Source organism: Sinorhizobium kostiense (genome assembly GCF_017874595.1).
GTDB classification, from domain to species: domain Bacteria; phylum Pseudomonadota; class Alphaproteobacteria; order Rhizobiales; family Rhizobiaceae; genus Sinorhizobium; species Sinorhizobium kostiense.
In genome coordinates this window covers 656,299-678,339 of sequence record NZ_JAGILA010000001.1, presented here as the reverse complement: position 1 = coordinate 678,339, position 22,041 = coordinate 656,299, and the positions used below count along the sequence as shown (strand labels likewise).

The following is a 22,041-nucleotide window of genomic DNA, read 5'->3' as shown; positions in this document are numbered from 1 at the left end:
GTGCCGATTGCTTGCTGACCGTCGCTGAGAGAGGTCACGCTGATATGGGGACCAATTTAGCACTTCAGACTTCCCTACCCTTCCTGGGCCGCCTGCTGCTCGCCATCATCTTCATATCGTCCGGCGTGGAAAAACTCGCCGATCCCACCGGCACGGTCGATTATATAGCGGCGGCCAATCTGCCCTTGCCCTGGGTAGCCTATGCCATAGCTCTGCTGGCGGAGCTCGGCGGCGGCCTCCTTCTCGTCCTCGGCTACCAGACAAGGATAGCGGCGCTTGTCCTGGCGGTCTTCACTTTGGCGTCGGCCATCGGCTTCCATACGGAATTCACCGATCAGAACCAGATGATCCACTTCATGAAGAACCTCGCGATCACGGGCGGCTTGCTGCAGGTGGTGGCGTTCGGTGCCGGTCGCTTCAGCCTGGACGCACGGGCGGGCCACGCCTGAGCTGAAATCTGGCGCGAAGGAGAAGCGGCAGCCATCACTCTGGCAACCCAGCCATGCGGTAACCCTCGAGGAAATGCCGGCGCAGTTCCTCGTCGCGGAACGGTTGAGAATCGGACCACTGTCGGATCGTGAAATTCGGATTGCTCATCATGAACAACTGCGCTTCCGTCCGTGCCTCGTCCAGGCGTCCGAGTCGCGCCAGGCTGGCTGCAAGCAGACGACGCGAAGTCGCTCGGTAGGTTTCGGGACGGCGCAAGGTTTGGACCGCCGCCTCATAATCGCGGATCGCATACTGGGCTTGGCCCAGCATCCAATAGTACCAACCCGGCGGGTGAGGATTAAGCCGGAGCGCCTTTCGGACATGCTCGATGGCATCGGCGGGTCGGCCGCTCAGCACAATCAGGTCCGCCCGCATGGCAAAGGCGTCGGCATGGTTTGGATCCAGCTTCAAGGCGAGATCAAATTCCGCGTCGGACTCCTCCCAGCGGCGTTCATGGCCCAGAATGACGCCGAGGACCCAGCGGTTCCCGGCGTCAACGGGATCGAGCGCAACGGCCCTTTGTGCTTCGGCCACGGCTCTCGCTCTGTTGGGGTCAGCCGGCTGGTCCCAGAACTCCCAGCTCAGCCACAAGTTGAGCGCCAGCAGCCGATGTGCCTCCGCATAGTCGGGATCGCGTGCGATTGCCCGCTGCAAGAGGAAGATCGCCTCCCTCGCGGCACCGGCTGTCTGCAGGCCGAGAGATCGCGCGCGGACGCACAGATCATAGGCTTCCAGGTCCGTTGGCCTGTTTCGCGCCGGCGCGGTCGTCAGTCGCCCGACCAAGGCTTCAACGATCTTGCTTGTCACCTCGTCCTGGACCGCAAACATATCTTCGAGACTTCGGTCGAACCTCTCGGCCCACAGGTGGTCGCCTTGGATCGCATCGATCAGCTGGGCGTTGATGCGCACTCGCCCAGCGGCACGACGGGCGCTGCCCTCAAGGACGTAGCGGACCCCGAGCTCGCGGGCAATGCGCCGCACGTCCGCATGTCTCCCCTTGTAGGCGAAGACAGAATTGCTCGCGATCACGAACAGACCGCTGGCCCTCGACAGATCGGTGATCAGGTCTTCCGTCAAGCCGTCGACGAAAACCTCCTGCTCCGGGTCGTTGCTCATGTTCGTGAACGGCAGCACGGCTATGGATGGCTTGATCGGCAGCGGCAGCGGTGCCTTGGCGGCTGCGCCATGCTGGCCCCAGGTCGAAGTCTCGATTCGATAGACGGAAACCGGCTCGGCGACATTCTTGATCAGGTGCGGTCCAAGCTCGTCGAATTCGCAATAAAGCCGTCGCCTGACCTGATCGTATATGCTGCCGGAGACGTAGATCTCTCCCGGACCGGCCAGAGTCTGGAGCCGCACCGCTATGATAACGCCATCACCGTACAGATCGCCGACTTCGACGACGACATCGCCCAGATTTATACCGATTCTCAAAAGGATCTGCCGGTCGTCTGGGAGCCCATGGTTGGCCGCCGACATTCGCCTCTGGAATTCAATCGCACAGGTCACGGCATTCACGGCACTGGCGAATTCCACCAGAACCCCGTCGCCCATCGTCTTGACAACACGCCCGTCATGCTCGTGGACGAGGGGATCCAGAATGCGTCTCCGACGCTCTTTGAGGGCTGCCAGCGTACCGCTTTCGTCCAGTTCGACGAGGCGACTATATCCGACCACATCGGCAGCCATGATGGCGGCAAGGCGCCGCTGAGCGCGTTCTTCAGCCATGTTGCGCTTTCTCGGTACGCAGTTCCAAGATTCTAGGCTGTTCGCCTGAAAAGTCTATCGGATCGGCAACGGAGGCGCGGCTAGGACGCTGGCTAGAGCTGGCGCAGCTTCTCTATCCGGCGAAGCACGAGCTTGAGCGCCTACTCAAACACTCTCCGGCGTGACGGTAAGGAAGCGCACCGGCTCCGAGCTGGCGTCGACATCTATAAGGTTCAGGGAGCGCAACGTCAGATCGACCGATCGCCTTGCCTGGATCTCCGGCGCCTGGTCGAGGACGATCGACATGACGCCCTCGCGGAGGGCACGGCGCGATTGCTCGGAAAGCTCATGCCCAACCCAGAAGATATTTCGCGCCGCGTGCTCATTCAGAACGGCGGCAACGGAACGGTTGTCGCCGCCGGCAGTGTAGAGGCCGATGATGCCGGGGTCGCCATCGAGCGCCTCGCTGAGCAGTTCCATGGAGTTGATGTCATCGTCATAGTCGAACATTACTTGGCTGAAGAGGTGACCATCGCCGTTCTCGGCGAGATATGCGGAAAAGCCGCGGATGCGCTCCTTGTGGTTCTCATAGGCGCCGCTATGGCAGAGTGCGACGAAAGAACCCTTTCGCCCGGCGAGCATTCGCGACATGTAAAAGGCGGCAGTCCGCCCGGCGGCGTAATTGTCGATGCCGACATAGGGGAGCTCCGGGGCGGGTCTCGTCATAATCTGCACGACCGGCATGCCTTGTCTTGCAACCGTCCTCAAGCTCTCCACCACATCCGGGTGGTCCGGCGCGACGACGATCAGCGCCGAGCGGCGCGCGGCCGGATTGGCGATGTAACGGGCGAAGTCGACCGGATCGTTCTCGCGCACGAAGGTGCGGTGGACGACGATGCTCTTGTCGAGAAGCGCAGCAATCCGCTCGAAGGCCTGGTTCATGCGCGAGTAGAAGCTCGTCTCCGGTCTTACGAGGATCACCTCGATGCGGATCAGCGCCCGGTGCGCCTCCGGCAGGCGATGGCGATAGTCAAGCTTGCGGGCGGCGTGAAGAACCTTCTCCACCGTTTCGAGGCGGACGCCGCCGCGGCCGTTGAGGACGCGTTCGACGGTCGCCGTGCCGACGCCGGCCTCACGCGCAACATCCTTCAGCGTCACCTTCGCCATCGGAGCAACCCTCCTCCTCTGAGACTCCACCCAGACCAGGATCGGTGAAACGCGTCAATGATCAAATTTGATCAAGGGAGATTTAGGACGCAGTAGCGGCCGACGCTAATCTTTCTGCAGTTCGGGAGGAGCCACGAGACCGAACCGTAGCAACAGACACCCGGCCGGCCGGAACGACGGAGGAGCCCATGAAGATTGCACTCGACCCCTATATGCATCGCCACCTCGGCTTGCATGACCTGTGCCGGAAGGCGGCGGAGCTCGGCTATGACCATATCGAGCTCTCCCCGCGCGACGATTTTCTCCCCTGGTGGGTGCGCCCGCGCGCCCACAAGGAGCGAATCGCCGAGTTCAAGTCGGCGCTGAAGGACCATGGCGTTCAGCTCGCCTCGATCCTGCCGATGTATCGCTGGGCTAGCCCGCATGAGGACGAGCGTCAGGCGGCGGTGCGCTATTGGAAGGAGGCGATCCAGGTCGCCGTCGAAATGGACTGCGACACAATGAACTCCGAATTCGGCCGCGGCCCCTCGCCCGACCGCAGCCACCGCTCCAATTGCTGCGGCGGAACGCATACGCATGAGCACAGCGAAGCCGCGTGGTGGCGCTCGATGGAGGAGCTCGTGCCGGTGTTCGAGAAGGAAGGCGTGACGCTCAACATGGAGCCGCATCCGGAGGACTGGTGCGAGACGCTGCATCCGGCGATCGACATGCTGAAGACGATCGGCTCGAAGAACGTCAAGTTTCTCTATTGCGCGCCGCATACATTCTATTTCGGCGACGACATGGCGAAGATGATCCGTGATGCCGGGTCGATGATCGCGCATGTGCACGTGGCCGACACCTATGACCACAAGGCCTCATCCGGGCTGCGCTACATCATCAACCCGCCGGGCGCGAAGGTGACGATCCATCAGCACATGGACATGTACCAGGGCGAGATCGACTGGGACGTTTTCTTCTCTTCGCTCGCCGAGGTCGGTTTCGACGGCATCGTCACGGCTTGCGTGTTTGGCTGGGAGGATCGTGCCGACGAGTCCGGCGGCTTCATGCGTTCGGAAATCCAGAAGTATGTCGACAAGTACTGGCCTGAACGTAAGTAGAGCCTTACTCAACCCCCGGCATCGACAGGACGACCCCCGTGACCATCACCATTACGACGGCCCCTTGCTGCTGGGGCGTTGACGACGTCAGGAACCCGAACCTGCCCGCCTGGGAGCGCGTCTTCGACGAGGCGGCCGCCGCCGGCTATGGCGGACTGGAACTCGGGCCCTATGGCTACGTGCCGCTCGGGTCCGAACGCGTCGTCACGGCGCTTGACGAACGCAAGCTCTCGATCGTCGCCGGCACGATCTTCGACGATCTCGTCTCGCCGGAGAACCATGCCAACCTTCTGCGCCAGACGGACGAAATCTGCGCAGTCGTCACCAGGCTGCCGCAGCCGGTTGAGGTGCCGGGGCAGCGCTTCGGGACACCCTATCTGACGGTCATGGATTGGGGCCATGACCAGCGGGATTACGCCGCCGGCCATTCCGACCGGGCGCCGCGGCTCTCCGACGAGGCCTGGGCAGGCATGGTTGCCAACATCAAGGCGATCGCCGCTCTTGCCCGCGACAAATACGGCGTGCGCGCCGTCATTCACCCGCATGCCGGCGGCTATATCGAGTTCGCCGACGAGATCGAGCGGATCGCGGACGACGTGCCGGCGGAGCTTGCGGGCTTCTGCATCGACACCGGCCACACCTACTATGCCGGCATGGACCCGGTCGAGACGCTGAAGAAATTTGCCGATCGTCTCGACTACGTGCATTTCAAGGACATCGACGAAACCGTCTTCCGCCGTGTGCTCGGCGAGAAGATCCGCTTCTTCGATGCTTGCGCCCAAGGCGTCATGTGCCCGATCGGCCGCGGCGTCATCGACTACCCGGCCGTCAAGCGCGCGCTTGAGGAGATCGGCTATCACGGCTTCATCACGGTCGAGCAGGAGCGCGACCCCTTGAGCGTCTCGGGGAGCCTCGCGGACGTGAAGGAAAGCCGCGACTATCTGCGCTCGGTCGGGTTCTGAAAATCACCAGTTAGGAACACCGCATGTCAGAGAAGGAAACGAAACCGATCCGCTGGGGGATGGTCGGCGGCGGGCGCGGCAGCCAGATCGGCTATATCCATCGCTCGGCGGCGCTCAGGGACAACACCTTCGAACTCGTCACCGGCGCCTTCGACATCGATCCGGAACGCGGCCGCGGCTTCGGCGTCGATCTCGGGCTCGACGAGAGGCGCAGCTACCCGGACTACCGGGCAATGTTCGCCGAAGAGTCGACGGGTGCCGACGGGATCGAGGCGGTGTCGATCGCCACGCCAAACAACACGCATTTCGAGATCTGCAAGGCAGCGCTCGAACACGGGCTGCACGTCGTCTGCGAAAAGCCGCTCTGCTTCACCGTCGCGGAAGCACTGGAACTGAAGGCGCTGGCGCAAGCGCGCGGGCTTATCGTCGGGGTCACCTACGGCTATGCCGGCCACCAGATGATTGAGCAGGCGCGCGCCATGGTCAAGAACGGTGATCTCGGCGAGATCCGCATCGTCAACCTGCAATTCGCCCACGGCTTCCACAGTGCCCCCGTCGAGGAGCAGAACCCCTCGACCCGCTGGCGCGTCGACCCGAAATTTGCCGGCCCGAGTTACGTGCTCGGCGACGTCGGAACCCATCCGCTCTATATCTCCGAGGTCATCCTGCCGCATTTGAAGATCAAGCGTCTGATGTGCGTGCGCCAGAGCTTCGTCAAAAGCCGGGCGCCGCTCGAGGACAATGCCGTGACCCTGATGGAATACGACAACGGAGCCATCGCCAATGTCTGGTCGAGCGCCGTCAACGCCGGCTCGATGCACGGCCAGAAGATCCGCATCGTCGGCTCGAAAGCGAGCATCGAATGGTGGGACGAGCGGCCGAACCAGCTCTCCTACGAAATCCAGGGCGAGCCGGTCCGCATCCTCGAACGCGGCATGGACTATCTCTACCCGCAAGCCCGGCTCGACGACCGCATCGGCGGCGGCCATCCGGAAGGGCTGTTCGAGGCTTGGGCGAACCTTTACCGCCGCTTCGGCCTCGCCATCAACGGCAGTCGCGGACTGGCGCCGGAAGGCATCGAGAACCTCGTCTTTCCCGGCATCGACGCCGGGCTGGAGGGCGTCCGCTGGGTGGAAAACTGCGTCCGCTCGGCCGATCAGGGCGGCGTCTGGGTGGACTACGGGTAAAGGGGCAAATCAGACTCAGCGACGGAGCAGCGACTTCTGACGATCCATGAAGCTCGCATGGTGTTTCGCCAGCCTGTCTACCGCCTCCTTGACGAAGACAGGATGCGTTTCGGGGACGAACTCGATTGTTGACGACTTCCCGTTGCGCCTCAGGCGCGCGTAGACTCGTCCGGCTCCGTCCCTCAACTCCTCCGGCGTTTCCGGCTTCGGCCTGTCCCCATGGGACAGCCGATCGAAGACCAGTTGGAAGCGCTGGTCGGTGTCGGCGGCGCGGAATTCCGAGGAAGCGATCTCCTCCTCCGCCTTGGCGCGCGCGTCCTCTCTTTCGAGCAGTGCGCCGATCGCCATCCAGCGGGCGCGGCCGGCCCTGGGGGCCGGACCGATGGCGCGAGCGACGTTGTGCGGTACGCTGTCGGCGACCTGCAGGAGACGCGAGAGCTCGCTCTTCTGTACCGCGAGCGCGTCGCCGATCACCTTGCGGTCGAAGCCGCGGGCGGCGAGCGCCGCGGCGAAAAGCGCCCGCTCGATGAAGGAGAGGTTACGCCGCTCGGCATTCTCTTTGCCTTGGGCCAGCACCAGTTCGTCGTCGGAGAGCGGCCGGACGATCGCCTTCACCTGCAGTTCGAGCCGGCGCACGGCCTTCAGGCGACGATGCCCGTAGGCGGTCTGGTAATGGCCCTGCTTTTCCGGGTGCGGGCGGACGAGGATCGGCGATTGCTGGCCATTCTCGCGAATGCTCTCGACGAGCGCCAGGAAGTCCGGGTCATCGATTTCGCCGTCGGTCAGCCGGTCTTCGATGAAGGAGGCTTCGACGAGCGCCGGGTCGAGAGCGACAACGCGCTCGCCCGTCGTCAGCGCTTCGCGAAGCGCACGCGCCTCTTCCGCCTCGCGGGTGATGCTGCCGAGCGAGAGCCCCATCGCCTTGACGGCGCCGGAGGCGGCACGCGGCGCCGCCGGTTGGTTGACAGGTGTCAACTCGCCCGACTGCTCCGCAGCGCCTTGAGAGCCGGCAGCCGGCGCGCTGCCCATGAACAGCGCCCGCAATTCGTTCTTCCGGTTGTTGCCAGCCATGTCTTTAGCGCCCCCAGGCCGCGTGAATGAGAGCCTCGATCTCGCCGTTGACAGCATTGAGCGACTCGATCGCCCGGTCGTAGGTGGCGCGGGTGAAGTTCTCGCGCCCGACCTCGTAGAGCGTCTGCTTGGTGAGGCCCGCATCCGAGATCGCTGTCGACTTCACCATGGCCGAAGTCAAAACCCGATCGCCGAAGAGCGAGCGCATGAAGCCGACGATCTGCGCCTGCGGGCCATCATTCGGCTCGAAACGGGTGACGAGGTAGCGCAGGAAATCGAAATTGAGCTCGCCGCCGGCCTCGCGCACGACGCTGAGCAGATCCGAGGTCATGTAGAGGAACTGGTTCATCGAGGCGACGTCGAGCATCTGCGGATGCACGGTGACAATGACCGAGGTCGAGGCGCAGAGCGCCGAAAGCGTCAAGTAACCGAGCTGCGGCGGGCAGTCGATCACGACGACGTCGTAATCATCCGCGACGCTCGCGAGTGCCGTCTGCACGCGGGCGAAGAACAGGGGCCCGGCATCGGCGCCGCTCTGGCGGGCGCTCAGGGCCTGCGGCGTCGTGTGCTCGAATTCCTGCAGTTCGAGATTGCCGGGTACCAGGTCAAGCCCGTCGAAATAGGTCTTGCGGATGATCTCCTTCAACGGCCGCGCCTCGGCATCGTAGCGGATCGCGCCATAAAGCGTGTCGTTGCCGGTCAGGTCCAGTTCCGGCTGGTAGCCGAACAGTGCCGAGAGCGAGGCCTGCGGATCGAGGTCGACCGCTAAAACCCTATGTCCGGTCAAAGCGAGATATTGCGCCAAATGAACCGAAGAGGTTGTCTTGCCGGAGCCGCCCTTGAAATTGGTGACGGAGATGACCTGCAGATGCTCGCCGCGAGCAGCATCACGCCATTTGAGATAACCCCGCGCCTTGGCGCCATTACCCTTCGCCAGCGCCTGTTCGGAAAGATGCCGGCGAAGCGCGTTGATGTCGAAGAGCGAATAGGAGCGCCGCCCGCCGGCGCCGGTATCGGGCTGCGGCCCCTCGCCCGCAAGCGAAAGCTGCCGGAGATAGCCGTCGGAAACGCCAATGAGCTTCGCAGCCTCGCCGGATGTAAAGCTTCTGAGCGTCTTCATCGCCAGTGGCGGGAACAGCCGATCGCGCATCGCCTTCAGCTGCTCCGAAAGCGCGCGCGCATCCGCCGCGATCGCCTCGTCCGCTGGCCTGCGCTCATCTGCGCCGGCAGCCGCTCCGATCGCGCTAGCCGCCGTGGCCGATCCCATCATGTCCATCGTCCAATCCCTCGTGCTCGGTGCATCACGGCAAGGAGGTCAAAACCTCTTCGCCGGCCACGCAACTGCGCCCGCCACATCTCTTAACAGAGCAATCGCTGACCTACGCTGAAATGCGGAATATGCGATCTATTCCGTTAGAGGAATGATTCATCCTCTGATTCGCGTCAAGAGGTTTCGAGGAAAAGGATCCGGCCCGCCGAAAGTGAAGCTTTGATGGAGAAACTGAAAAACAACTGAGAACGCCTGTTACCAAACTGACATCGCAGCCGCCTAAACAGTCCGCCAAGCGGCGCTGAGCGAGGCGGACGGCCCCTCTTTCAAGTCGCATTCGAGCAAGCGGGAGCCCTGCCCTGATGAAGATCGTCCAGATCAGCGACACCCATCTCAGCCCCTCAAAGACGCATTTCAACGACAATTGGGACCCCGTCGCCCGCTGGATCGAGACCGCCGGCGCCGACCTCGTGGTCCACACCGGCGACCTGACGATCGACGGCGCGGACCGCGAGGAGGACCTGACCTTTGCGATGGACCTCCTGCGAAAGTTATCGGTGCCGGTACTGATCGTACCCGGCAACCACGACGTCGGTCACCTGCCCGGCTCGGACCAGCCGGTCGATGCGGCGCGGCTGGCCCGCTGGCGCAAGCTCGTCGGGCCCGACTACTGGCTGTCCGACCATGGTGACTGCCGGCTCATCGGTCTTAACAGCCTGCTTCTCGGCTTGGACGACGCGGAAGAGGAGAAGCAGTTTGATTGGCTGGAGCGGACGCTCTCCGCGCGTGACGGTCGGCGGGTCGCCATCTTTGCTCATAAACCGCTGTTCGTCGACGATCCGGCGGAAGGCGACACCGGCTATTGGGGCGTGCGGCCGCGCCAGCGCCAGCGTCTCTACGATCTGATGGCCGGAAACGATGTCGCGCTTCATGCCAGTGGCCATCTGCACTGGGCCTGGCAGGGCCATCACGCCGGCACCGACCTCCTCTGGGCACCGCCGACATCTTTCGTCATCGATACGCTTGAGCGGGAAATGCCCGGGGAGCGGCTCGTCGGCGCCGCTCTGCATCACCTCGGCGCAGAACGCATCGACAGCGAGGTTGTCGCGGTACCCGGATTGACCTCCCACGTCATCGATCACGTGATCGAAGAGGTTTATCCGCGCGCCGCCAGGAAGCCCGTGGAGGCAGCGCAATGAGCGTTCTTTCGCTCGACAACATCACCAAGTCTTTTGCCGGCAACGCGATCCTCAACGGCGTGAGCCTGGAAGCCGGGCAAGGCGAATTCATCGCTCTCGTCGGCCCGTCCGGCTGCGGCAAGAGCACGCTCTTGCGCATCGTCGCGGGGCTGGACCACGCCGACAGCGGTGAGATCGCCATTGGCGGCCGCAATGTCTCGTCGCTGGCAGCCGCCGATCGCAACATCGCCATGGTGTTCCAGTCCTATGCCCTCTATCCGCACTTGACTGCCGGCCAGAACATCGCCGTCCCGCTCGCCATGCGCCGCCTGACGGCAGCCCAGCGCCTGCCCTTCATCGGCGATTTCCTGCCCGGCCAGCGTCAGATCCGCGCGGACATCCAGCGCCAGGTCCGCGAAATGGCCGCGTCGCTCAAGATCGACCATCTGCTCGACCGCAAGCCGGGGCAGATGTCCGGCGGCCAGCGCCAGCGCGTGGCGCTTGCCCGTGCCATGGTCCGCCGCCCTAGCGTCTTCCTGATGGACGAGCCACTCTCCAATCTCGATGCGAATCTCCGCGTCCATGCCCGCGGCGAGATCGTCGAATTACACCGCCGTGCCGGCGTGCCGACGCTCTACGTCACCCATGACCAATCCGAGGCCCTGTCGATGGCCGATCGTGTCGCGGTGATGATCGGCGGCACGCTGCTGCAGCTTGCTCCGCCGCAGGAAATCTATGACGATCCCGCCCATATCGAGGTCGCCCGCTTTCTCGGCCAGCCGCGCATCAACGTGCTTGAGACGCGAATGGACGCCACCGGCCTGGTGCGCTTCGGCGCCTTGACGCTCGCCGTCGAGACCGCACCGCCAAGCGAGAGGCGAGTCCTGATCGGCGTGCGGCCGGAATTCGTCCGTCTCCGCCCGGGGACGGACGGCATCCTCAGGGCCCGCATCGAGCGCACCGAATTCCTCGGCTCCGAAGTCATTATCCATGCAAGGCTCGACGCGATCGGCGAGACGATCGTCGCCAGGATTGCGCCGGCGGACGCCGCAACCCTATCCACCGGCATGCCGGTTTCCGTCGAAATCGAGCCGAGCCGGATGATGCTCTTCGCGACGACCGGCGAGCGGCTGCGGGCGAAAACGGTCGCCATCGCCTCGTCACGGGAGAGGGCCCATGGCTAGCATTGCGGCGGAGATGCCGATCGCATCGATCGGCCGGCGCGAGGCGCGGATCGCATGGCTGCTCGCCGCGCCGGCGATTACGCTTCTGTTCCTCTTCATCCTCTTGCCGACGCTCGCCGTCGTCATCCTCGGCTTCACCGATTTCGAGCTCGGCTATGGCGGCTTCCGCTTCGTCGGCTTCGAGAACTATGCGGAGCTCATCAGCGACCGCACCTTCCGTCGCTCGCTCTCAAATACCGCCATCTACACGGCGATCGTCACGCCGGTATCAATCGTGCTGGCGCTCGCGATCGCGATGCTGATCGAGGCGGAGACCCGCGCCCGCGCCTTCTTCCGCACGGTCTATTTTCTCCCGGTTGCGTCGCTGCTCGTCGCCATGGCGACGGTCTGGCAGTTCCTCTTCCATCCGACGATCGGGCCGATAAACACATTCTTCGCCCAGTTCGGCATCACCGGACCGAACTGGCTCGGCGCCTCCGGCACTGTGCTTTACGGGCTTTCGATCATCGGCATCTGGCAGTCGGTCGGCTTCAACATGGTGCTGTTCCTGGCCGGCCTCACCGCCATTCCGCGCGAGCTCTATGCGGCGGCGGAAGTCGACGGCGCCAGGTCCTGGTTCGACCGCTTCCGCCTCGTCACCTGGCCTATGCTCGGACCGACGACGCTCTTCGTCACGACGATCAGCATCATCAATTCCGTCAAGGTTTTCGAGACGGTGAAAACGCTCACCGAGGGCGGGCCGAACAAGGCCTCCGAAGTGCTTCTCTTCACCATCTACCAGGAGGGCTTCGTCTATCTGCGGGTCGGCTATGCCTCGGCGATGACGGTCGTTTTCCTCGCAATCTTGGTCGTCCTGATGTTCCTGCAATACCGCGTCCTCGACCGCAAGGTGCATTACGCATGACTGCCCACAGCCTCGCCTTCGGCCGGATCCTGCGATTTGGCCTCCTCTCGCTCGGCGCGCTCATATTCCTTGCGCCCTACATCTTCATGATTTCGACCGCCGGCAAAGCGCAGAGCGAGATCTTTTCCTCTTCGCTCTCGCTGATCCCGGAGCAATGGTCCTTTGCCGAGAACTTCACAAAGGCGCTATCGCGCGTCTCCATGCCGACCTTGCTTATGAACGGCGTCATCGTCTGCGCGCTGATCTTCATTGTCCAGGTCGTCGTCGCCATTCCCTGCGCCTATGCCATGGCGAAACTCAAGTTCCGCGCCGCGCGCTCCATGATGGTGCTGGTGATGCTTGGTCTTTTGGTGCCGATCCACGCGACGGCGCTGCCGCTCTATGTGGCATTCGATCGGCTCTCGGTGCTCAACAGCTATACGGCGCTCGTCGCACCTTTCTCCATCTCGGTATTCGCGATCTTCCTGTTCCTCCAGTTCTTCCGCGCCATTCCCGACGATCTGATCCACGCCGCGCGCCTCGACGGCATGTCCGAGCCGGGCATCGTCGCCCGAGTCATCGTGCCGAATGCCTGGCCGGCGATCACCGCCTTCGCGATATTCTCGGTAGTGGCTCACTGGAACGACCTGTTCTGGCCGCTGGTGGTCGTCTCCAACCAGGATTTCGCCACCCCGCCGCTCGGCCTCCTATATTTCCGCGCCGCGGAAGCCGGCGACGATTACGGCGCGCTGATGGCCGCCACGCTGATCATCACCCTTCCCCTCGTCGCCGCGTTCCTCATCGCGCAGAAACGCTTCGTCGAGGGCATCACAATGACCGGTCTCAAGGGCTGACCGGTTAAAACCAGGAGAGCGTCATGAAACATTTCAGGCATTTTCTCGCCGCCGCGGCGGTATCGATGACACTTGCTGTTCCGGCTAAGGCCGAAACGATGTTGACGGTGCATTATCCCATGCCCGGCTTCTTCAAGGACGTGATGGAGACGATCTCGAAGAAGTTCATGGAGGAAAACCCGGACATCAGGATCGCCTTCGCCAATCCCTCCGCGACCTACGAGGAAGGCATCCAGACGATCATGCGCCAGGCCGGCACGACCGAGATGCCGGACATCACCTTCATTGGTCTCAACCGGCTGCGCATGCTCGACGAGCGCGACATTCCGGTCGATCTCGGACCGTTCATCGAGAAGGACGGCAACATGGCCGAGCAGGGCTTTTCGGAGAACATCCTGAAGCTCGCCCAGGTTAGCGGCAGGCAGGTGGGCCTCGCCTTCGCAACCTCGAACCCCATCATGTATTACAATGCCGACCTCGTGCGCCAGGCCGGCGGCGATCCCGAAAAGCCGCCGAAGACCTGGGACGAGGTGATTGCGCTCGGCGGCAAGATCAAGGCGCTCGGCAACGGCAATGAGGGCATCGACTTCCGCTGGCAAGGCGACGACTGGATGTTCTCGGCGCTGCTCTTCGGCGCCGGCGGCCGCATGTTGAATGAGGACGAGTCCAAGGTCACCTTCAACGGCCCGGAGGGCCGCAAGGCAATCCAAGTGCTGGACCGCATGGTCAAGGAAGGCGGCCTGCCTGTGCTCACCAAGCAGGCGGGCGAACAGGCCTTCGTCGCGGGCAAGATCGGCTTCGCCTTCCAGACGACCGGCGCGCTCCGCAATACGATCAAGAATGTCGGCGGCAAGTTCGACCTGCGCACCGCGCCGATCCCGCTGATCGACCCGGTCAACGGCAAGCTGCCGACCGGCGGCAATGCCGCGGTGATCCTGACCCGTGACGCGGAAAAGCAGGAAGCGGCCTGGAAGTTCGCGAAGTTTGCCGCCGGCCCCTATGGCGCCTCGGTCGTCGTTCCCGGCACGGGATACGTGCCCAACAACGAGCTCGCGGCGAAGTCGCCGGAATATCTCGCCAATTTCTACGAGGAGAACCCACTCTTCCGCGCCGGTCTCGAGCAGATGCCGCGCATGATTCCCTGGTACGCCGTCCCCGGCACCAACGGCGTCAAGGTCACCCAGTCGATCGTCGAGAACCTGTCACGCGTCGTCGAGCAGTCTGCAACGCCTGAGGAAGCCCTGGACGACGCAGCTGCCGAGGTGGAAAGCCTGCTGCCGCGGAGCTGACAACTCTCGCGGATGGGCCTCGTCCCGCAGGGTGAAGGGCAAATCACAAAACGCGCGACACCTGCGGCGACTGAATTTCAGTTCAACATCCGAACCGTCTCGCCCGAATAAAGCCGGTGGTCGAGGCAGAGATGCCGGCATGCGCTCGCGTGTTGGGCAATGTCGAGTAGCATCGCGGCCGCTGCGATGCCCATGTCGCCGTCTGGCATCGCCATGGTCGTTAGCGACGGGCTCATCAGGCGGCCAATGGCGATTCCATCGAAGCCGGCGACCGAGACATCACCCGGGACCGCCAGACCCTCTCTGCGAAGAGCGGCGATGACGCCCACCGCCAAGAGGTCGTTGGAGGCAATGATCGCCGTCGGACGCCTGCCTACCACCACGCCGGAGAGATCCAGGTGTTCGTAACCGTCGAGGAATGGGATCTCCATTGCCGGGAGCGGCTGATGCCCCGCCTCCTCCATAGCCGCGCAATAGCCCTGGTATCTGAGGCGCGCACGGTCGGAGGAAGCGAAATGCCCGGAGACGAAGAGGATCAGACGGTGCCCGTGGGCGAGCACATGACGCGTGATCTCATAGCCGGCGCGGTGGTTGTCGACAGTCACGGCGGCGGGAAAGCGCGGTACGGGGCGGTTGTTGAGCAGGATCGTCGGCGGCAGCGCCGCCGATAGCGCCCCGCTGGTCTCAGCGTTGCAGAGCGTCAGGATCAACCCCGTCGGGCGCTGCTCCAGGAGCGCGGCGACCGAGGGTGCTTCCAATGCCGGATCGTAGTTCGACTGCGCGATCAGGACGCCATGCTTCGCAGCCTGCATGCGATGCTGGATACCCGCAAGCGATGCGGCGAAGACGGGATTTGTGACGCTTGGCACCAGCACACCGACAACCGGACGGTGGCGCGCGCCGGCACCTGCCGGTGGCGGTGACCTGTAACCGAGCTCGGCCGCGGCGCGGCGCACCCGACGCACCATTTCGCCACTGACAGGCCCTTGGCCCTTGAGGACGCGCGAAACCGTCGCCAGCGAGCAGCCGGCTTGAAAGGCTATCTGTTGCAAGGTCACCATCCGCTCCGCCTATCGCGCTTTTGTGACAGGGGGTTGAACGCAAGGAGGGATGGTCGATATTCATTTGGACGCGCAAAGGCGCTGTCGCACTTTGATTACTGCATGCCTTTGACCTTGAATCGAGGTCGATTCAGGGAGACATGCAGTAAGGCCGCTGCTATCGCTCAACCGTCGTGGCCGGGTCTCTGGGCCGGATTGAAGCGCTGGACGAAAGCTTCGATCGAGCCGCGGCCGAAGCGGATCAGCCGGCGCCGCACAAGAACGGACATGACGCGAGCCGCGGTGGAGAAGGTCATCTTATCGAGCGGACCGGAGCCGCTCCAGGGCTTCGTCAGCCGGTCGGTGACGATGCCGATCATGTTGGCTGGCATGATGTCGGTGCAGGGTTTCATCCACTCAAAGACGGCGCTGATCGGAAGGACCTTGCCCTCAAAGGAAACGATCGGTTCGGGCATCCCTTCCCCCCAATCCTCATAGGCTTCGAGCGCGTCCCTGAAGAGCGTCTGAAGCGTGATCGGGGCATGCCCTTCGTAAAGCTCAGGCAGGAAATTTGTCATTTGTGTCTCCTCCAGTGGGGCAGGCCGGAAACGCGAATGGCCAATTCTGTCAGCGATAACGGATTGTAATGCTGCTTCACAAAGCGTGCGCAGTATGGTTCAAAGCCGAGCCCGGCGCAAACCCATTCGGCCAATTGAATGCTCCCGCTACTGCACGACAATGCAGCCGGCGGCACAACCTACTGATACTTCAGTCGAATCCCTGACTGTGGAAAACGGCTAGACGGTGAGATGGCGGCGGGCTTCCGGCGTGTCCAGCGTCTCCGCCGGCCCCTCGTGGACGAAGGCGCCGCGGTCCATGATGTAAACCTGGTCGGCGAGCTCGCGACAGAAATCAAGATATTGCTCAACGAGCAGGATCGCCATGCCGGTCGATTCCTTCAGATATCTGATCGCCCGGCCGATATCCTTGATGATCGATGGCTGGATGCCTTCGGTCGGCTCGTCAAGGACGAGGATCTTCGGTCGGGTGACGAGTGCACGGGCGATCGCCAACTGCTGCTGCTGTCCGCCGGAAAGATCCCCGCCACGGCGGCCGAGCATCGTCTGCAGCACCGGAAAGAGGCTAAAGATATCCTCGGGGATCGAGCGCTCGGCCCGCTTCAGCGGCGCATAGCCGGTCTCCAGATTTTCCTTCACGGTCAGCAGGGGAAAGATCTCGCGGCCTTGAGGCACATAGCCGACGCCCAGCTTGGCGCGGCGGAAGGGCGCCATGCCGCCGATCGCCGTGCCATTGAAGGAAATCGCGCCGGAACTCACCGGATGTTGGCCGGTGATCGCCCGAAGCAAGCTCGACTTGCCGACGCCGTTGCGCCCGAGCACGCAGGTGATCTTGCCCATCTCCGCCTTGAAGGAGACGTTGCGCAGCGCCTGGGCGGCGCCGTAATGCAGGTTGACGTTCTCGACCTTCAACATCGCTTTTGAAATCCTCCCGCTCAACGGCCGAGATAGTTCTCGATCACCTTCGCATCATTGCTGACGAAATCAATCGAACCTTCCGCGAGCACCGAGCCTTCTGCGAGGCAGGTGACCTTGACGCCCAAATCGCGGATGAAGCCCATGTCGTGTTCGACGACGACCACGGATCGCGTCTTGGCGATCTCTTTCAGGAGGACAGCCGTTTCCGCCGTCTCCGCATCCGTCATGCCGGCGACCGGCTCATCGACGAGCAGCAGCTCCGGCTCCTGCGCGAGCAGCATGCCGATCTCCAGCCATTGCTTCTGCCCGTGCGAGAGATCGGCGGCGAAATCGTCGCGGCGCGCCGTCAGCCGCACGGTCGAAAGGATTTCCTCGATGCGGGCCTTGTCCTCGCGAGTGAGACGGTAGAAGAGGGTGGCGAAGACACCACGGCTGCGGTTCAGCGCCAGTTCGAGATTGTCCCAGACCGTATGGCTCTCGAACACCGTCGGTTTTTGGAACTTGCGGCCGATGCCGAGCTGCGCGATCTCGGCCTCGTCCTTCTTCGTAAGATCTATGTCGCCTTTGAAGAAGACATCGCCTTCGTCAGGCCGTGTCTTGCCAGTGATGATATCCATCATCGTTGTCTTGCCGGCGCCGTTCGGGCCGATGATCGCGCGCAACTCTCCCGGTTCGACGACGAAGGAAAGCGAATTCAGCGCTTTGAAGCCGTCGAAGGAGACGGACACGCCGTCGAGATAGAGGAGGCTCCTGGGTTTCTTCTCGGTCATCGCGATCACTCCGCCGCCATCGGTTCGGCGGCCGCAAACTCTGCTTCACCGTTCTTCCGGGCCGCCTCGCGATTGGCCCTTCGCCGGGCAAGATGCTGCTGGAGCGTGCCGACCACGCCTTTTGGCAGGAACAGGGTCACCAGCACGAAGAGCCCGCCGAGGGCAAAGAGCCAGAATTCCGGGAAGGCGGCCGTGAAGATGCTCTTTCCGCCGTTGACGAGGACAGCGCCGATGATCGGGCCGATCAGCGTGCCGCGGCCGCCGACAGCCGTCCAGATGACGACCTCGATCGAGTTGCCGGGGTCGAATTCGCCGGGATTGATGATGCCGACCTGCGGCACGTAAAGGGCGCCGGCAACGCCCGCCATCATTGCCGAGACGGTGAAGGCGAAGAGTTTCATGTGCTCCACCCGGTAGCCGAGGAACCGGGTCCGGCTTTCCGCATCGCGCAGCGCCACCAGTACCTTGCCGAATTTCGAGCGCACGATGCCGGAGGTGATGACGAGTGAGACGGCAAGCGCCAGGGCAGAAGCAGCAAAGAGCGCGGCGCGGGTGCCGTCCGCCTGGATATTGAAGCCGAGAATGTCCTTGAAATCCGTGAGCCCGTTATTGCCGCCGAACCCCATGTCGTTCCTGAAGAAGGCGAGAAGCAGCGCATAGGTCATCGCCTGGGTGATGATCGAAAGATAAACGCCGTTGACGCGCGAGCGGAAGGCGAACCAACCGAAGACGAAGGCGATGAGGCCCGGGACGAGTACGACCATCAGCGCCGCGAACCAGAACATGTCGAAGCCGTACCAGAACCAGGGCAGTTCCTTCCAGTTGAGGAACACCATGAAATCCGGCAGCAGCGGATTGCCATAGGAGCCGCGAGCGCCGATCTGGCGCATGAGGTACATGCCCATGGCATAGCCGCCAAGCGCGAAAAAGGCCGCGTGGCCGAGCGAGAGAATGCCGCAGAAGCCCCAGACGAGATCGAGCGCCAGTGCCAGGAGCGCATAGGTTAGGTACTTGCCGAAAAGCGAGACGAGGTAGGTCGGCACATGCAATGGATGGTCCGGCGCGGTCATGAGATTGAGCGCCGGCACGAGAGCGGCGAGTCCCAGGAGGATCGCTACGGCGGTGATGATCGTGCGGTCCAGCGATTTCACGAGAAACGAGGTGATCATGCTTCCACCGCCCGGCCCTTGAGTGCGAAGAGCCCGCGCGGCCGCTTCTGGATGAAGAGGATGATCAGCACGAGCACGAGGATCTTGCCGAGCACGGCGCCGGCATAGGGCTCCAGGAACTTGTTGAGGATGCCGAGCGAAAAGGCGCCGACAAGCGTGCCCCAGAGATTGCCGACGCCGCCGAAGACGACGACCATGAAGCTGTCGATGATGTAGCCCTGGCCGAGATTCGGCGAGACATTGTCGATTTGCGAGAGCGCGACGCCCGCCATGCCGGCAATGCCGGAGCCGAGCGCAAATGTAAGCGCGTCGATCCATGGAGTGCGGATGCCCATGGATGATGCCATGCGCCGGTTCTGCGTCACCGCGCGCATCTGCAGGCCCATCCGGGTCTTCTTCAGGAGGAAAAGCAACGCGGCAAACACGGCGAGCGCGAAGAGGATGATCCACAGGCGGTTCCAGGTGATCGTAAGTCCGCCGAGCTCGAAGGCGCCGGACATCCAGGAAGGATTGCCAACCTCCCGATTGGTCGGCCCGAAGATTGTGCGCACCGATTGCTGCAAGATCAGCGAAATGCCCCAGGTGGCAAGCAGCGTCTCGAGGGGACGGCCGTAAAGGAAGCGGATGACACCGCGCTCGATCGCGAAGCCAACGGCGCCGGTGACGAGAAAGGCGAGCGGCAGCGCGATCGCCAGCGACCAGTCGAAGAGCCCGGGATAGGAGTTGCGTACGACCTCCTGGACGAGGAAGGTCGTGTAGGCGCCGAGCATCACCATCTCACCGTGGGCCATGTTGATGATGCCCATGACGCCGAAGGTGATCGCAAGACCGATCGCGGCGAGCAGGAGCACCGAACCGAGCGAGAGGCCGTACCAGACGTTCTGGCCGGCAGCCCAGAGCGCCTGCGTCTGCTCGATGTTGGCAAGGGCCGCCTCGATATCCGGCTTCAGGGCCTCGTCTGCGGAGCCAAGGGCGGATGAGAGGACGGGGAGTGCGTCGCGGCCGCCCCGTTGCTTCATCATCCGAATCGCCTGCCTCTTCTCCTCGACCGGCCGATCGGAAACAAGGAGCGACGTGGCGCGTGCCTGTTCGAGCAAGGCGCGGACCTCAGCATCCTTCTCGGCGGCAAGTGCATTCTCGACGGCATCGAGGGCGTCGGCATCGGGCGACTGCAGCACCGATTTCGCGGCCTTGAGCCGGGCATCGCGGTCGGGGCTCAAGAGCGTCAGGCTGCCGAGTGCGGTGCGCACCGCGCGGCGGACGCTGTTGTTGACCTTGACTTTCGAGAGCGCCGTCTTCGGCGCCTCGCCGGCGCTGTCGCCGGAAACAGGATCGGTGAGCGCCAGCTTCGAACCGGTCCCATCCGTGAGGAACACCTGGCCATCTGCCTTGCGCGCATAGAGATTACCCTCGCCGAGCGCCTCGAGAATGGGCACGACCTTGGGATCGCCGGTCCTTGCGAGGGCCGCGATGTGCTCGTCCATGTTGGAGAGCTTGGCCTCGCCGAGTGCGTTCACCAGATCGCGCAGCCCCTCCTCCGCCCGGACCCACGGGGTAGCTGCAACTGTGAGGAACAGAGCCATCAGCACGGTTTGGATAAAGCGGTACATTCGCCTCTCGTTTTGGTTCGCCTCGTCGCGTCGCCCGATCGTCTGCGGCCTTCGCTTCAGTCCTCCGCCCGAAATGCGCCTTCGGACGGAGGTATTCCGCGCTATCGTTTCGTCATGGAAAATTGCCGCTCAGGAAGCGACCGGAATGCCGGTCGCCCCCTGGAACATGTCTTTCGTCATGAATACCCGGCATGACCCGCGCATCAGGAGCCCTTGCCGCCGCACTTGCCGGTAGCGATGTTGAAGTTGCCGCAGGACATCGGCGCCCGCCAATCGGAGATCAGGTCCTTCGAATCCGGCAGGTAGTCCGACCATTCGTCGCCGACGACGAGGCCGGGCGTCTCCCAGACGGTCTCGAACTGGCCGTCCGCCTGGATTTCGCCGATCAGCACCGGCTTGGTGATGTGGTGGTTCGGCATCATGGTCGAATAGCCGCCGGAGAGGTTCGGCACGGAGATGCCGATCATCGCGTCGAGCACGGCGTCGGTGTCGGTCGTGCCGGCCTTCTCGACCGCCTTCAGCCACATGTTGAAGCCGATATAATGGGCTTCCATCGGGTCGTTGGTGACCCGCTTGTCGTTCTTGGTGAAAGCCTGCCAAGTCTCGATGAATTCGGCATTTGCCGGATTGTCGACCGATTGGAAATAGTTCCAGGCAGCGAGGTGACCGACGAGCGGGCCCGTGTCGAGCCCGGCAAGCTCCTCCTCGCCGACCGAGAAGGCAACGACCGGGATGTCCTCCGCCTTGACGCCCTGGTTGGCGAGTTCCTTGTAAAAGGGCACGTTGGCGTCACCGTTGATCGTCGACACGACCGCGGTCTTCTTGCCGGCCGAGCCGAACTTCTTGACGTCGGAGACGATCGTCTGCCAGTCGGAATGGCCGAAGGGCGTGTAATTGATCATGATGTCCTCGGGCTTGACGCCCTTGGAGATCAGATAAGCCTCGAGGATCTTGTTGGTCGTGCGCGGATAGACATAGTCGGTGCCGGCGAGCACCCAGCGCTCGACTTCTTCGTTCTCCATCAGATAGTCGACGGCTGGAATCGCCTGCTGGTTCGGAGCGGCACCCGTATAGAAGACGTTGCGCTGGCTTTCCTCACCCTCGTATTGGACGGGATAGAAGAGGATCGAATTCAGTTCCTCGAAGACCGGCAGCACGGATTTGCGCGACACCGAGGTCCAGCAGCCGAAAACCGCCGCGACCTTGTCGACGGAGACGAGCTCACGCGCCTTCTCCGCAAAGAGCGGCCAATCGGAGGCCGGGTCGACGACGACCGCCTCGAGCTTCTTGCCGAGCAGACCGCCCTTCTTGTTCTGCTCCTCGATCAGCATCAGCATGGCGTCTTTCAGCGTCGTCTCGGAAATCGCCATAGTTCCGGAAAGCGAGTGAAGGATGCCGACCTTGATCGTATCCTCGGCGAAGGCGCCGTTGAACGCGGTCGTCGAAAGAACGGCAGCGAGGAATGCGCCGGTGACGCGTGCCCTGATAGTCATCTGATTGAACCCCTCTAGTTCTGGTGCCGCAACGGAGTGTTCATTCTCCTTGGCCGTTGCTCAGGAGCGGGATAGGAAAAGTGTGCAGCGGTTTTCCGCTCGCATCCCGCTCCATGCCCAGA

The 22,041-nt window shown here is 63.1% G+C and carries 20 protein-coding genes; 9 read left to right on the top strand and 11 right to left on the bottom strand.

The annotated features are described in order from the left end of the window. Positions 1-44: 44 nt before the first annotated feature. Positions 45-449 carry a DoxX family protein gene (locus J2Z31_RS03010; RefSeq protein ID WP_209600394.1) on the top strand — a complete coding sequence of 135 codons (405 nt, stop codon included), beginning with the start codon at positions 45-47 and terminating at the stop codon, positions 447-449. A gap of 34 nt (positions 450-483) precedes the next feature. Here J2Z31_RS03010 and J2Z31_RS03005 read toward each other — a convergent pair whose 3' ends face one another. Further along, positions 484-2,217, bottom strand: coding sequence for an adenylate/guanylate cyclase domain-containing protein (locus J2Z31_RS03005; RefSeq protein ID WP_209600393.1), 1,734 nt, complete (start codon positions 2,215-2,217; stop codon positions 484-486). Positions 2,218-2,361: 144 nt separating this feature from the next. Beyond that, positions 2,362-3,363: a LacI family DNA-binding transcriptional regulator gene (locus J2Z31_RS03000; protein ID WP_209600392.1), complete on the bottom strand. Its 1,002-nt coding sequence runs from the start codon at positions 3,361-3,363 to the stop codon at positions 2,362-2,364. A gap of 188 nt (positions 3,364-3,551) precedes the next feature. Here J2Z31_RS03000 and J2Z31_RS02995 point away from each other — a divergent pair, with 188 nt between their 5' ends. From J2Z31_RS02995 to J2Z31_RS02985, 3 genes are read left to right on the top strand one after another with little or no spacing between them, the layout of a single operon-like run. Next, a complete protein-coding gene (locus J2Z31_RS02995; protein ID WP_209600391.1) occupies positions 3,552-4,463 on the top strand; it encodes a sugar phosphate isomerase/epimerase family protein in 912 nt (303 codons plus the stop codon). Between the two features lie 38 nt (positions 4,464-4,501). Then, on the top strand, positions 4,502-5,425 hold the full coding sequence (locus tag J2Z31_RS02990) for a TIM barrel protein (RefSeq protein ID WP_209600390.1): 924 nt from the start codon (positions 4,502-4,504) through the stop codon (positions 5,423-5,425). A gap of 23 nt (positions 5,426-5,448) precedes the next feature. Beyond that, positions 5,449-6,612: a Gfo/Idh/MocA family protein gene (locus J2Z31_RS02985; RefSeq protein WP_209600389.1), complete on the top strand. Its 1,164-nt coding sequence runs from the start codon at positions 5,449-5,451 to the stop codon at positions 6,610-6,612. Between the two features lie 15 nt (positions 6,613-6,627). Here the strand turns inward: J2Z31_RS02985 and repB are convergent, their stop codons facing one another. Continuing rightward, positions 6,628-7,683: a plasmid partitioning protein RepB gene (gene repB / locus J2Z31_RS02980; RefSeq protein WP_209600388.1), complete on the bottom strand. Its 1,056-nt coding sequence runs from the start codon at positions 7,681-7,683 to the stop codon at positions 6,628-6,630. A gap of 4 nt (positions 7,684-7,687) precedes the next feature. Then, the gene (gene repA, locus J2Z31_RS02975; protein ID WP_209600387.1) at positions 7,688-8,959 is read right to left on the bottom strand and encodes a plasmid partitioning protein RepA; all 1,272 of its coding nucleotides are present in this window, start codon (positions 8,957-8,959) and stop codon (positions 7,688-7,690) included. A gap of 356 nt (positions 8,960-9,315) precedes the next feature. Here repA and J2Z31_RS02970 point away from each other — a divergent pair, with 356 nt between their 5' ends. From J2Z31_RS02970 to J2Z31_RS02950, 5 genes are read left to right on the top strand one after another with little or no spacing between them, the layout of a single operon-like run. Further along, positions 9,316-10,152, top strand: coding sequence for a metallophosphoesterase family protein (locus J2Z31_RS02970; RefSeq protein ID WP_209600386.1), 837 nt, complete (start codon positions 9,316-9,318; stop codon positions 10,150-10,152). Beyond that, positions 10,149-11,315 carry an ABC transporter ATP-binding protein gene (locus J2Z31_RS02965; protein WP_209600385.1) on the top strand — a complete coding sequence of 389 codons (1,167 nt, stop codon included), beginning with the start codon at positions 10,149-10,151 and terminating at the stop codon, positions 11,313-11,315. The genes J2Z31_RS02970 and J2Z31_RS02965 overlap by 4 nt, the downstream gene beginning before the upstream one ends. Further along, a complete protein-coding gene (locus tag J2Z31_RS02960; RefSeq protein WP_209600384.1) occupies positions 11,308-12,219 on the top strand; it encodes a carbohydrate ABC transporter permease in 912 nt (303 codons plus the stop codon). Before J2Z31_RS02965 ends, J2Z31_RS02960 begins: the two co-directional genes overlap by 8 nt. Continuing rightward, a complete protein-coding gene (locus J2Z31_RS02955; protein WP_209600383.1) occupies positions 12,216-13,052 on the top strand; it encodes a carbohydrate ABC transporter permease in 837 nt (278 codons plus the stop codon). Before J2Z31_RS02960 ends, J2Z31_RS02955 begins: the two co-directional genes overlap by 4 nt. 23 nt (positions 13,053-13,075) lie before the next feature. Beyond that, entirely contained in the window at positions 13,076-14,341 is a 1,266-nt protein-coding gene (locus J2Z31_RS02950) for an ABC transporter substrate-binding protein (protein WP_209600382.1), read from the top strand. 77 nt (positions 14,342-14,418) lie between these two features. Here the strand turns inward: J2Z31_RS02950 and J2Z31_RS02945 are convergent, their stop codons facing one another. The 7 genes from J2Z31_RS02945 to urtA form a co-directional block, all read right to left on the bottom strand. Further along, positions 14,419-15,402 carry a substrate-binding domain-containing protein gene (locus J2Z31_RS02945; RefSeq protein WP_209600381.1) on the bottom strand — a complete coding sequence of 328 codons (984 nt, stop codon included), beginning with the start codon at positions 15,400-15,402 and terminating at the stop codon, positions 14,419-14,421. A gap of 164 nt (positions 15,403-15,566) precedes the next feature. Further along, a complete protein-coding gene (locus J2Z31_RS02940) occupies positions 15,567-15,959 on the bottom strand; it encodes a BRA0787 family protein (RefSeq protein WP_209600380.1) in 393 nt (130 codons plus the stop codon). Positions 15,960-16,178: 219 nt separating this feature from the next. Beyond that, positions 16,179-16,874 carry an urea ABC transporter ATP-binding subunit UrtE gene (urtE, locus tag J2Z31_RS02935; protein WP_209600379.1) on the bottom strand — a complete coding sequence of 232 codons (696 nt, stop codon included), beginning with the start codon at positions 16,872-16,874 and terminating at the stop codon, positions 16,179-16,181. A gap of 20 nt (positions 16,875-16,894) precedes the next feature. Beyond that, positions 16,895-17,647, bottom strand: coding sequence for an urea ABC transporter ATP-binding protein UrtD (urtD, locus tag J2Z31_RS02930; protein WP_209600378.1), 753 nt, complete (start codon positions 17,645-17,647; stop codon positions 16,895-16,897). A 5-nt stretch (positions 17,648-17,652) separates the two neighbouring features. Then, positions 17,653-18,816 carry an urea ABC transporter permease subunit UrtC gene (urtC, locus tag J2Z31_RS02925; protein ID WP_209600377.1) on the bottom strand — a complete coding sequence of 388 codons (1,164 nt, stop codon included), beginning with the start codon at positions 18,814-18,816 and terminating at the stop codon, positions 17,653-17,655. Further along, positions 18,813-20,426, bottom strand: a complete 1,614-nt coding sequence (gene urtB / locus J2Z31_RS02920) for an urea ABC transporter permease subunit UrtB (RefSeq protein WP_209600376.1) — start codon at positions 20,424-20,426, stop codon at positions 18,813-18,815. Before urtB ends, urtC begins: the two co-directional genes overlap by 4 nt. A gap of 203 nt (positions 20,427-20,629) precedes the next feature. After that, positions 20,630-21,919 (bottom strand): urea ABC transporter substrate-binding protein, encoded by a 1,290-nt coding sequence (gene urtA / locus J2Z31_RS02915; protein ID WP_209600375.1) that lies wholly within the window; start codon positions 21,917-21,919, stop codon positions 20,630-20,632. Positions 21,920-22,041: the final 122 nt, after the last annotated feature.